The organism is Saccharothrix hoggarensis (assembly GCF_042678885.1).
Lineage (GTDB): Bacteria > Actinomycetota > Actinomycetes > Mycobacteriales > Pseudonocardiaceae > Actinosynnema > Actinosynnema hoggarensis.
The window spans coordinates 1-9,702 of the sequence record NZ_JBHTLK010000251.1; the positions used below are offsets into that span (position 1 = coordinate 1).

The 9,702-nt window shown below is 73.4% G+C and carries 8 protein-coding genes; 5 read left to right on the plus strand and 3 right to left on the minus strand.

Features of this window, described 5'->3' with window-relative positions:
* Both ACFQ3T_RS30835 and ACFQ3T_RS30840 read left to right on the plus strand, forming a co-directional pair.
* On the plus strand, positions 1-1,266 hold a 1,266-nt coding region (locus tag ACFQ3T_RS30835), incomplete at its 5' end, for an AAA domain-containing protein (RefSeq protein WP_380728653.1).
* A gap of 162 nt (positions 1,267-1,428) precedes the next feature.
* Complete coding sequence (locus ACFQ3T_RS30840; protein ID WP_380728655.1) at positions 1,429-1,821, plus strand: ATP-binding protein; 393 nt, start codon at positions 1,429-1,431, stop codon at positions 1,819-1,821.
* 55 nt (positions 1,822-1,876) lie between these two features.
* On the opposite strand, the gene ACFQ3T_RS30845 is transcribed toward ACFQ3T_RS30840, so the two are convergent.
* Both ACFQ3T_RS30845 and ACFQ3T_RS30850 read right to left on the minus strand, forming a co-directional pair.
* Entirely contained in the window at positions 1,877-2,098 is a 222-nt protein-coding gene (locus ACFQ3T_RS30845; protein WP_380728657.1) for a hypothetical protein, read from the minus strand.
* 280 nt (positions 2,099-2,378) lie between these two features.
* Positions 2,379-4,451 carry a glycosyl hydrolase gene (locus ACFQ3T_RS30850; protein WP_380728659.1) on the minus strand — a complete coding sequence of 691 codons (2,073 nt, stop codon included), beginning with the start codon at positions 4,449-4,451 and terminating at the stop codon, positions 2,379-2,381.
* Between the two features lie 118 nt (positions 4,452-4,569).
* Here ACFQ3T_RS30850 and ACFQ3T_RS30855 point away from each other — a divergent pair, with 118 nt between their 5' ends.
* Positions 4,570-5,697 carry a GH12 family glycosyl hydrolase domain-containing protein gene (locus ACFQ3T_RS30855; protein WP_380728661.1) on the plus strand — a complete coding sequence of 376 codons (1,128 nt, stop codon included), beginning with the start codon at positions 4,570-4,572 and terminating at the stop codon, positions 5,695-5,697.
* Here the strand turns inward: ACFQ3T_RS30855 and ACFQ3T_RS30860 are convergent.
* Positions 5,669-6,607 (minus strand): SDR family NAD(P)-dependent oxidoreductase, encoded by a 939-nt coding sequence (locus ACFQ3T_RS30860; protein WP_380728663.1) that lies wholly within the window; start codon positions 6,605-6,607, stop codon positions 5,669-5,671. The two genes, ACFQ3T_RS30855 and ACFQ3T_RS30860, sit on opposite strands and share 29 nt — an antisense overlap.
* A 77-nt stretch (positions 6,608-6,684) precedes the next feature.
* Here ACFQ3T_RS30860 and ACFQ3T_RS30865 point away from each other — a divergent pair, with 77 nt between their 5' ends.
* On the plus strand, positions 6,685-7,281 hold the full coding sequence (locus ACFQ3T_RS30865; protein WP_380728665.1) for a TetR/AcrR family transcriptional regulator: 597 nt from the start codon (positions 6,685-6,687) through the stop codon (positions 7,279-7,281).
* Positions 7,282-7,325: 44 nt separating this feature from the next.
* On the plus strand, positions 7,326-9,702 hold a 2,377-nt coding region (locus ACFQ3T_RS30870; protein ID WP_380728667.1), incomplete at its 3' end, for an ATP-binding protein.

Below are 9,702 nucleotides of genomic sequence, written 5' to 3' on the forward strand. Positions count from 1 at the left end.
GCGCTGGCCACCGCGTTGCGGTCCGGTCGGGCGGCCCGGCGGCGGGCGCTGGCCCGCATCGACAGCGGCCACCTGGTCGAGGCGCTGCCGCTGTGGGTGGGGACGCTGGCCGACGTCGAGGACATCCTGCCCGCAGTGCCGGGCATGTTCGACCTGGTCGTGATCGACGAGTCGAGCCACGTGGACCAGCCGCTCGCCGCGCCCGCGCTGCTGCGCGGCAGGCGGGCCGTGATCGGCGGCGACCCGCGCCAGCTGCGGCACGTGTCGTTCGTCGCCGACGCGGCCGTGCGCGAGGCGGTGGCGGCGGAGGGCACGACGTCGCTGGCGGACCGCCTCGACGTGCCCAAGGTGAGCCTGTTCGACGCGGGCGCGGCCGTCGCCGGGGTGCACTGGCTGACCGAGCACCACCGCTGCGCGCCGCACCTGATCGGCTTCGCCGCGGCCCGGTTCTACGAGGACCGGATCGCGCTGCTCACCACCCACCCGGCGATCGCCGACGTGGACTGCGTCGACGTCGAGCGCGTCGTCGGCGCCCGCGACGACAAGGGCGTGAACCGGGTCGAGGTGGACGCGGTGCTCGCGCACCTGCGCCGCCGGATCGCCGCCGGGACGCGGTCGATCGGCGTGGTCACCCCGTTCCGGGCGCAGGCCGACGCGCTGGAACAGGCCCTGCTCGACGGGCTGAGCCTGGACGAGATCACCACGGGCGGGGTGCGCGTCGGCACCGTCCACGGCGTGCAGGGCTCCGAGTTCGACGAGGTCGTGGTCAGCCTCGCGCTGACCGACGAGGACCGGCCCGCGGCCTGGCGGTTCGCCAACGACCCCAACCTCCTGGCCGTGCTCACCACGCGGGCCCGGCGGCTCGTGCACGTCGTCACGTCGGCCACCAGGCCGGTCGGGCTCCTCGGCGAGTACCTGCGGCACGCGGAGGTGCCGCCCAGCGAGACCGAGGGCGTCCCGCCGGCCGACGACTGGACCCGCCGGCTGGCCGGTGAGCTGGCCGCGTCGGGCGTGACCGTGCGGACCGGCTACCCGGTGGGCCGGTGGCGGGTGGACCTGGTCGTCGGCGAGGGCGAAGCCGCCACGGCCGTGGAGACCCGCCCGCACCCGGACGGCACGGCGGCGCACCTGGCCCGGTGGCGTGCGCTGCGGGGCGCGGGCTGGCGGGTGCACGACGCGTTCCCCAGCCGGTTCGAACACGACGCGACCAGGGCCGCACTCGTGGTGGCGCAGGACCTCGCCGCCCACCCCGTCCGCCACGCGTGACTCGGTGGCAGCGCGGCCGTTCCGGCCCGCTCAACGTCCACCGGGTGGGGGCCGGCGAGCGCCGCCGGCGGAAAAGGTGACGAACCTTGTGGTTTGAAGCGTCACCCGAATGGTTACTTCTCGCGTGCGCCTTGAGTAAACAGGGCGCTGGAGGAGCGTGCCATGAACATGGTGGAGCTGCCTGATGACGGGCTCGACCTGGAGCTCCGCGGCATCCCTTCGCTGGACGGCATCGACGGTTGGGTGCGGCAGGTCGCCTACGGGGTGGACGAGCAGCGCGTCGCCGACCTGGTGTTGATCGCCGCGGAACTGGTGGGCAACGCCCACCGGCACGCGGAGGGGCCGTGGCGGATGCGGGTGTGGCCGGTGCGGGAGCGGCAGGTCGTCCGGGTCGAGGTGGAGGACCGCAGCCCGAGCCTGCTGCCCGTGCTCGGCAGAGCCGACAGCCCGTCGCTGGGCAACGGGCTGCTGCTGGTCAACCGGCTCTCGGTGCACTGGGGGTTCGACCGCCACGACGACCGCAAGGTCGTGTGGGCGGAGGTTCCGACGACGTGAGACCCGGAGGGCGGTGGTGCGGGGCCCGCGACGCGTTCGGGCCCCGCACCACCTCTCAGCGGCCGACCTCCTCCAAGTCCCAGGAGGACACCGCCGAGCAGTAGTCCCGCGCGTTCGGCGCGAGGTTGATCGAGTGGCCGTAGCCGGGCACCACGTCGGTCCGCGGCGGCACCCGGAAGCACCCGGCCTCGGCCGCGTGCGGCGTCGCCGACGACGAGCGGTCCGTGGCCAGGTGCCCGCACACCGCCGCGTCCCGGCTGCCCACGGCGGACCTCACCGGCACGTCGATCAGCAGGGTGCGGCAGCAGCACCGCCACGCCGAGCCCGTCCGCGGCCTCCGTCGGCGAGAAGACGTCCTCGGTGGCCTCCTCGACCGCCTGCACGTCCGCCGCGCGCGGCGCGGGCGTTGCCCGCGGTGCCGGCGGTGGTGCGTGACGCCGGCATCGGCCTGACCGCGGCCGGCGTCACGACACCGCAACAGGCCCGGTGGTGGCGGGAGGTGGGTGCGGACACCGCGTCCGGTCCCCTGGTCGCTCCCGCCGGTCCACCGGACGCGATCACCCGATAGCGCAAGTCAGCGCAGGCGCTGTCGGGGAGCCGGTGGCGAGGAACCCGAACGTGGTGCTCTGCCCGGGCTTGATCGCCGCGTTCCACGACACGTTCCGGGCCGTCGTGGTGGAGCCCTCGGTGGTGATGGTCGCGCCCCACGCGTGGCGGACCTGCCCGGCCGCGGGCCAGCTCACCTTCCAGCCGGCGGAGGGCGAGTTCTCCTGGTGCCGCACGGTGATCTCGGCGTGGTACCCGGTGCCCCACTGGGCGACCACGCGCATCGTCGCCGTGCAGTCGCCGGGGGTGGCCTTGAAGTCGGGCAGCTCGTCCAGCGTGATGACGTCGGCGTGGTTGTAGACGCGCTGCAGGAAGTCGCGCGGGTTCACGACGCCGTCCTGGACGAAGTGCCCGGACCAGGTGACGAACCAGGACCAGCGGGCCTCGTAGGCGCGGACCAGGTCGGGGTCGGGGATGGAGCCGACCTCGCCCAGCGCCACCAGCTTCTTGTCGCCGCCCAGGTCCACCAGCCGCTCGTACGGGCCGATCACCGGGCCGTGGTCACCCTGCGGCGGGTACGAGTCCATGCTCACGACGTCGACGACGTCGTCGCCGGGGTACCAGTCGGGCGAGATGGAGTTCCACACCCAGATCAGGTTGTGCAACCCGTGGTGCCCGACGAGGCGCTGGTGCAGCAGCCGGTACAGCTCCTTCGCCGGGCCGGGACCCTTGGCGCCCCACCAGAACCAGCCGCCCTCGGCCTCGTGCAGCGGCCGCCACAACACCGGCACCTTCGCGTCCGCGAGGCGCTTGAGCTGCACCGCGATCGCGTCCATGTCCCGGATCAACAGCTTGTAGTCGGCCGAGTTCGGGTCGGCCAGCGCCGCGGCCAGGTCGAACGTGGTCGCGTCGGTGTAGAAGCCGCGCCACCACTCCTTGCCCGGCTGGTCGATCAACCCGGACGGCGCGTTCCAGTGCCACGCCATCGTCACGATGCCGCCGCGCCGGTCGTAGGCGACGGCGTGGTCGACGTCCCGGCCGACCGTGCCGCGCTCGACCCGGCTCGGCGAGTAGTCCATCAGGTCGTAGCCGCCGATCGCGGGCGCCTTGCCGACGTTCTGCTCGACCCAGTCGATCGAGCCCTGGTCCTGCTGGCCGGACAGGGTCTTCTCGCCGTAGTTGTCGACCAGGTACCGCATCAGGCCCTTGGCCTCCGCGGTGGCGGCCGGGTCGGTCAACGCGCCCGTGACCTGGTGCGGTCCGCGCGGCGCGCTGGGCGTCACCTTGATCGCGTCGATCAGGTACCAGCCCCAGTTGTTGGTGATGGTGACCGTGTTGTCGCCCTCGCGCAGCAGCACCTTGCCCGCGGCGATCGACGTGAACGTCGGGTGCTCCGGGAACGAGACGTCGCCGAGCCCGCTGCCGTTGAGCGACAGCGACGCGGTCTTCGCGCCGTACGGGGTGGCGTAGAGGATCGACAGGTCGTGCAGGCCGCCGGGGCTGTCCGGGATGGTGATGGTGACGCTGTCCGTGCCGGTGTCGAACCCGGCCACGTAGCCGCGGCCGGAGAACCCGGCGACGCCCGACTCGACCACGACGCCGTTCAGCACGCCGTCCTCGGCCTCGTGCACGCCCGGCGCGGACGGGGCGCTCGGCGCGACGCCGATGGCGTCGATCAGGTACCAGCCCCAACCGGTGGTGAAGGTGACCGTGTTGTCGCCCTCGACCAGCATCAGCTTCGCGCCGGTCGCCTCGGTGAAGCCCGCGCTCTCGGCGAGCGAGACCTCGCCGACCGGGGCGCCGTTCAGCGACACGGAGGTCTTCTTGGCGCCGTTCGGCGCGGCATAGCGGACCGTGAGGTCGTGCAGGCCGCCCGGGCTGTCCGGGATCGTGATGGTCACGTGGTCGGCGGGCTCGTCGAAACCGCCGACGTACCCGGTGCCGGAGAAACCCTCGGCGGACGTCTCGACGACCACCCCGGACAGCACGCCGTCCTCGGCTTCCAGCCAGTCGGCCGGGGCCGCGGCCGCCGCCGGCGGGACCAGCGTCAGCGCCATGAGCGAGACGAGCAGCAACAACCTCACGTCGTTTTGTCCCTTCACCGCCGTTGGCATGGGGCGCTAGCCTCTCCCTGTGCCTTCTGGGAGCGCTCCCAGAGAGCATAGGCCGCACGACACGCACAACAAAGGAGTTGTTCGTCAAATGCATCCACGAGTTCCCCGGCTCGCCGCCCTGGTGGCGGCCGTCGCCGGCTTGGTCGCCGGGCTGGCCATCGCGGTCAGCCCGCCGCAGGCCGCCGCCGCGACGACGATCTGCGAGAAGTACGGCTCCACGAAGATCCAGGGCGGACGGTACGTCGTCCAGAACAACGAGTGGGGCGCGAACGACGGTCAGTGCATCAGCGTCTCGGACACCGGCTTCACCATCACCGCGGGCAACCACAACGTGCCGACCAACGGCGCGCCCGCCGGCTACCCGTCGATCTACGCGGGCTGCCACTACGGCAACTGCTCGTCCAACAGCGGCCTCCCGCTGCAGGTCAGCCGCATGGGCACGGTGTCGAGCAACGTCAGCTACACGACCGCGGGCGGGTACTGGAACGCGGCGTACGACCTCTGGTACGACCCGAACCCGAACCAGGCCGGCCAGAACGCCGCCGAGCTGATGATCTGGGGCAACCACCAGGGTCCGATCCAGCCCATCGGCAGCCGCGTCGGCACCGCGTCCCTCGCCGGCGCGACCTGGGACGTGTGGATCGGCAACATCGGCTGGAACGTCATCTCGTACGTCCGGCAGCAGAAGACGAACTCGCTGAACCTCAACCTCACCGAGTTCACCAACGACGCGGTGCGCCGCGGCCAGGTGCAGACCGGCTGGTACATGACCAGCGCCCAGTTCGGCTTCGAGCCGTGGCAGGGCGGCCCAGGCCTGGCGGTGAACTCGTTCGGGTTCAGCGCGTCCGGCGGCACGAACACCTCCACCACGACGACCACCACGTCGTCGCAGAACAACGGCCCCGGCTCGTGCCGGGCGACGCACCGCGTGGTCAACTCGTGGAACGGCGGGTTCACCGCCGAGGCGACGATCACGAACACCGGCTCGTCGCAGGTGTCGAACTGGCGCGCCACGTGGACCGCGCCGTCCGGCGTGACGGTGACCAGCGGCTGGAACGCGACGGTGAGCCAGAGCGGCTCGACCGTCACGGCCGCCGCGCCGAGCTGGGCGCCGAACCTCGCGCCCGGACAGAGCGTGACCGTCGGCTACCAGGCCAACGGCTCGTCGTCCACGGCGCCCAGCGGGTTCAGGCTGAACGGCGTGGCGTGCTCGTGACGCCCGGCGACGGGGTTCCGGTCGGCGGGGTTCCCGCTGACGGGAGCCCGCAGAGTTCGTCGGCGGCGGCCCAGAGCTCCTCCTCGCGCCGCTCGTCGTAGGACTCGGACGATGACGGGATCACCTCGCCCCGGCTGATGTAGGAACCGCTGTCACCGGGGCGGGGCCCCGTCATCGTCTCCGCGAGCAGCCGACCGGCCTCGGCGGGCGTGGTCGCGAACGGCAGGGCGACCAGGGCCTTGCCGACCGCCCGGAACGCGGCCCGCCCGACCCGCCCCGCGTCACGGGCGAGCTCGGTGCCCGGCACCAGGCCGGGGTTGTAGGAGTAGACGTCGATCCCCTCGGGCAGGCGGCGCCTCAGCGCGTGCACCAGGTAGATGACGCCGAGCTTGCTCGTGGCGTACGCCCGCCGGCCCGCCCGGCCCGTGCCCTCCGCCGGCTTGACCAGCTCCCGCGGGTCGTCCCAGCGCGGCGGCGGGATGAGACCCAGGGTGTTCAGGTCGCGGTCGTGCACGTCGCTGGCCACCACGACGATCCGCGCCGGGTTCGTGAAGCGCGGCCGGAGCAGGGTCAGGAGCAGGTGGTAGGCCAGCACGTTGACGCCGAACGTCATCTCGTGGCCGTCGGCGGTGAGCTTGCGCGTGGTCGCCATCTGCAGGCCCGCGTTGCCCAGGAACCCGTCCAGCGGGCGGTCCACCTCGGCCGCCGCGCGCCGGATGTCGGCGAACGACGCCAGGTCGCACACCACCTCGGTCACGTTGGGGTTGCCGGTCCGCTCGATGAGCTCGGCGGCCAGGCCGGGCCTGCGGTTGAACACCAGGAGGTGCCGGTCCGGGTGGTGGCGCAGGAGGTGTTCGGCGGCCTCGCGGCCCAGACCCCGGCTCGCGCCGGTCATCAGCGTGGTGCCCATGACGTCTCCCGGTACTTGGTTCTAAGTGGTACTGAGTACCGTACCGGACGGCGTGCCAGGCCGCTATGCTGCTCCGCATGTCGGGACGGGCGCCGCTGCGCGAGCGCAAGCAACAACGCGCGCGGGAGCAGATCGTGGAGGCGGCGTTCGCGTTGTTCGCCGAACGCGGGTTCGCCGCCGTGACGGTCTCCGACATCGCCGAGCGGGCCGAGGTCGGGCGCACCACGTTCTTCCGCTACTTCGGCGACAAGCAGGAAGTCGCGTTCTCCGACGAGCAGGCGATCATCGAGCAGCTGACCCGGCGGCACCGCGAGCTGCCGCCGGTGACCGACCTCGCGGGCGCCGTGGCGCAGATCCGCGACATCGTGCTCGAGTTGTGCCACCAGCTCGCCGCCGACCGCGAGCACTTCCGCGCCCACGAACGGCTGCTTCGGGACAACCCGGAGCTGCGGGACCGCGCCGCGCGGAAGTTCGCCAGGCTGTGCGCGACGTTCCGCGACACCCTGCTCGACCGGGGCGCGGCGCCCGACGTGGCCGCGCTCGCGCCGCAGCTCGCGCTGGCGTGCTACCAGGCGGGGCACGAGCTCGCGGACGGCGACCCGGCCGCCCTGCCCGGCGCGGTGGACGCGGCGTTCGCACAACTGAGCGAACTCGGTGACCGCGGCATCCCCTGAACGCCGCGGAACTGTCGGTCCCGTGGGCTAGGTTCTCCCCTGCCATGCGACTCATCGGACGGGACCACCCAGCCGGGGTGCTGCGCGCCGAGGTCGACCGCGCCACCCGGAGCCACGGCGGCCTCGTGCTGGTCGCCGGCGAGGCGGGCATCGGCAAGACCACGCTGGTGACCGGCGCGGCCGAGGACGCGCGGCGGCAGGGCGCGCTGGTGCTCGGCGGGTCCTGCTGGGAGTCCGAGAGCGCGCCGGGCTACTGGCCGTGGGTGCAGGTGATCCGGGCGCTGCGCCGGGCCGCCACCCCCGACGAGTGGGCCTCGGTCGACCGCGGGCCGCTCGCGGTGCTGCTCGGCGAGGCCGTCGCGGAGCAGCCGCCGGAGAGCTTCCCGTTGTACGACGCGGTGACCACCGCGCTGGTGACGGTGTCGCACCACCGGCCGGTGGTGGTCGTGCTGGAGGACCTGCACTGGGCCGACCCGGCGTCGCTGCGGCTGCTGGAGTTCGCCGCGCGGCACACCTGGTTCGAACGGCTCCTGCTCGTCGGCACCTACCGCGACAACGAGGTCGACGCCGACGAGCACCCGTTGCGGCCGTTGCTGACGCCGTTGCTGGGCCGGGCGACCACGGTGGCGCTGACCGGTCTCGGGCCGACCGAGGTCGGCGAGCTGATGTCGCGCACGGCGGGCCGCGAGCCCGACCCGGCGCTGGTCGCCGAGGTGCACCTGCGGACCGGCGGCAACCCGTTCTTCGTGGAGCAGACCGCCCGGCTGTGGCACGGCGACGGCCCCGTGACGGCGATCGCCCCCGGTGTGCGGGACGCGTTGCGCCGTCGGCTGTCGCTGCTGCCCGCGCCGGTCGGCGAGCTGCTGACCACGGCCGCCGTGCTCGGGCGCGAGTTCCACCGCAGGGTGCTGGCCGCGACCGCGTCCCTGCCGGTGCCGGCGGTGGACCGGCTGCTCGACCAGGCCGCGCAGGCCCGGCTGGTGCTGGGGCTGGGCGGCGGCCGGTTCTCCTTCGCGCACGACCTGGTCCGCGAGACGCTGTACGCGTCGCTGTCCGATGTGGACGCGCGGCACGCGGCCGTGGTGGAGGCGCTGGACGGCGACCTGGCCGACCAGGTGTTCCCGGCCGACCTGGCCCGGCACGCGCACCTCGCGGGCGACCACCTGCCCGCCGACCGGGCCGTCGACCTGATGGTGGCGGCGGCGCGCGACGCGAGCAGCCGGATGGCGGTCGAGGAGGCCGCCGGGCACTACCGGCGGGCGCTGGAGCACGCGCGGGGCCCGCGACGGCGCATCGCGGTGGCGTTGGAGCTGGGCCACGAGCTGTACCACTGCGCCGAACCCGCTGAGGCGCAGCGGATCTTCGCCGAGGCGGCGGACGCTGCCCGCGAGCTGGACGACCCGGAGCCGTTCGCCCGCGCCGCGCTCGCCATCTACCGGTTCGCCGACTTCGACGACTCGGGAGCCCTCGTGCTGCGCGAGGCGTACGCCCGGCTGATCGGGCCGCCGCCGGACGTGCCGCCGGAGGCGCTGGCGCGCGAGATGAGCCTGCGCACCACCGAGGCGGCGCGCGGCGGTGGCGACGACGACGCGTTGACGTCAGGCCTGTGGGCCACGCACGACACCACGACCGGCATCGGCAACGCCGAGGCGCGGCTGGCGCTGACGGACGAGCTGATCACCGTGTCGCGCCGCAACGGCGACCACAACGCCGAGCACTTCGCCACCTCGCTGCGGTGGGTGGCGCTGGTGGAGCTGGGCGACCCGCGTTACGTCGAGCAGCTGCAGGCGTTCGTGGCGCTGTCGGAACGGCTCGGCATGACCCGGTTCCACTTCTCGTCGGCGATCGACCAGTGCATCGTCCACACGATGCAGGGCCGGTTCGCCGAGGCCGAGGCGGTGCTGGCCAAGGCGACCGGGATGGGCGCGACCGGCCACCCCGCGTTCCGCATGATGTACCTGCACCTGAGGTGGGCGTTGCTGCTGCCGCAGGGGAAGTTCGCCGAGCTGGACGAGCTGGCGGACGAGGTCGCCGCGAGCACCCACCCGTGCCCCGGCCTGCTCGCCGGGCTCACCGCGTTGGAGCGCGGCGACGTGGAGACCGCGCGCCGGCACCTCGACCAGCCCGTCCTCGACGTCCGGTTCCAGCCGATGTTCGACCCGCTGTGGCTGCGGTTCCACGCCCGGTTCGCGCTCGCGACCGGCGACCGCGACGTGGCCGCGCGGGTGCGGGAGCGGTTGGCGCCGCACCGGGGCAAGTGGCTGGTGTCGCTGTACGGGTGCGACATCAGCGGGCCGGTCGACCTGTGGCTCGGCGTGGTGGACCTGGTGCTGGGCCGGTGCGACGAGGCGGCGGCGGAGCTGGCGGACGCGCAGCGGTCGGCCGAGCGGATGCGGGCCCGGCCGTGGGCCGTGCTGGCCC